Source organism: Kosmotoga sp. (assembly GCF_982836095.1).
The window spans coordinates 1-2,127 of sequence record NZ_CEYIHJ010000234.1; the positions used below are offsets into that span (position 1 = coordinate 1).

Genomic DNA, 2,127 nt, shown 5'->3' on the forward strand with positions numbered 1-2,127 from the left:
CTATCAATGTTACCTCTTCAGTATATCTCACTCCATATTTGCTGTATTCATTATACTGGACTTTCGCACTTTTTTTGTGCAGTCTCAGCGTTTTTTTGCTTTCAGCAACTCAAAATTCAGGAGAGTCATCTCTTCAATGATATTCCATAGCAGTTCGTAATTCTTAGAATATTCCTCCGCTTCTGCCTTCTTAGATTTTCCAAGATACATCAATTTAGTCTTTTTTTCAACATTAACCGAGAAATAATACTGGAGATGCTTTTCTCCCCTTGCACATCTGCATCGAGGATTACCGCATTTGGTTCCCAGCAGTACTACCGTTCCACGCATGATGGGCCCAATCCCAGCCAGCCTTTTATGTAAGTAGCGCAACCTTCTTTTAGTTCGTGCGATTTCCTTCTTGTTCATATTTCCCTCCTATGATATTATTATGTTGTGCTATTTAGCATAACATAATACATCCCCAATATCAACTTGTTTAGGAGGATAAACAAATGGATCAGCTGTCTCCCCTTTTCCAACAACTTGTGATGAGCTTCTCTAATGCCTTCCTATATAGACCTACGGTAGAGTCGTTCATTACCATAACTCTAGGCTGGATTCTCTGCTCGGGAAGACGAACCATAACTGGTATTATCCGAGCAGCCGGACCCCACGCTACCAAATCGCATGACGCTTATCAGGGGTTCTTCTCTCGATCAAAATGGCAAATGGATAGACTCTGGAAACTTTTATTCATGATGATTGTTAAACTTTTGCCGGAGCAACAACCCATCTTCCTGGTGGGAGATGACACCTTGATCAAACATTATGGAAGGAAGATATGGGGTGCTGGACTCTACCGCGATGCGGTTCGCTCGTCGAAAAAATATCCTGGCTATGCCTGGGGGCTGAACTGGGTCGTCTTGGCCATTGTATGGGAGCTACCCCTATTGAAAGGACACTGTATTGCCTTACCGATTTTAGCAAGACTGAATCCAAAGAGCAAGAAGACGAAAAAAAGGGGGCGAGGAAGTAAGAAGAAAAATACTACCGTTTCCTTGATGTGCGAGATGGTGCAAACAGTAGCAAACTGGTTACCCGAAAGATACTTTGTCTTTTGTGGGGATGGTGCCTATGCCTCTGTTGCAAAACAATTACCTAAAAACGTGCAGTTGGTCTCACGAATCCGCAAAGATGCTGCAATCTATTCTCGTCCGAAAGCCAGAACAAAAAAACGGGGCCGACCTCGCAAAAAAGGTCTACGCCTCCCTGCACCAAAAGATATGGCTCCCAGCAAGAAAGAAAAATGGCAGGTGGTACAACTTGATCTTTATGGAGAAATGAAGGAACGTTATTTATTTCATTTTCAGGCTATCTGGTATGAAGTCTGCCCAAATCGCCCTATCAATATCGTGATCGTCCGAGATCCCGAAAGAAAGATTGATGATGAATTTTTCTTTACCACCAACCTTAGTCTCTCAGCGGCCGAAGTAGTCCATATCTATACAGGACGATGGCCCATTGAAGTAGTCTTTCGTGAATCCAAACAGTATCTTGGAATCTCAGAGTCACAAGCTAGAAAACAGGAGGCTGTGACTCGAACCACTCCATTCTGTCTTTGGTTAAACTCCCTTATCAAATTGTGGTTCATTATGGAGAGGAATTGTGGTAGGGTTGATCTGCCGGAGCCAGATGTATGGTACAGATCTAAATCTACTATTTCCTTTCAAGACATGCTCGCTGCTCTACGCCGATCTTTTTGGCTTAATTTATTTTCTTGTATGTCGACTTGTGAAGATGACTTTGAAAAATTTAACCTTTATGCTGTAAATTTGCTATCCAATGTGGCTTGAAAGTGCGAAAGTCCAGTATAAGTAATTAAAACTTTAACCTGAGTGCTAAAAGGTTTTCAAAATAACAGCAAGCAGAAGAATTGGCAAGGAAATAATGGATATCCTTAAACCTCTGCTGGCAGGTAAAAGGGCTGGTCCGCCCAGCTTGGATAGAATAGGGGGCTATTCACTTATAACAAAATTTAAGTGATGTGCTAAAATGGTTGAATATATTATAATTGGTGTTAAAATAAAATAGTTTTGACGATAGAAAATACAAACATTGAAGAAAGGGCATTGTGGTTATGGAGAG

2 protein-coding genes are annotated in these 2,127 nt (G+C 41.5%); one reads left to right on the forward strand and one right to left on the reverse strand.

Going from position 1 to position 2,127, the window contains the following annotated elements:
* Nucleotides 1–84 precede the first annotated feature (84 nt).
* Entirely contained in the window at nucleotides 85–408 is a 324-nt protein-coding gene (locus AC3LHT_RS10560; protein WP_488662867.1) for a DUF6788 family protein, read from the reverse strand.
* Nucleotides 409–494: 86 nt separating this feature from the next.
* On the opposite strand from AC3LHT_RS10560, the gene AC3LHT_RS10565 reads away from it, so the two are divergent.
* On the forward strand, nucleotides 495–1,835 hold the full coding sequence (locus tag AC3LHT_RS10565; RefSeq protein ID WP_488662868.1) for an IS701 family transposase: 1,341 nt from the start codon (nucleotides 495–497) through the stop codon (nucleotides 1,833–1,835).
* Nucleotides 1,836–2,127: the final 292 nt, after the last annotated feature.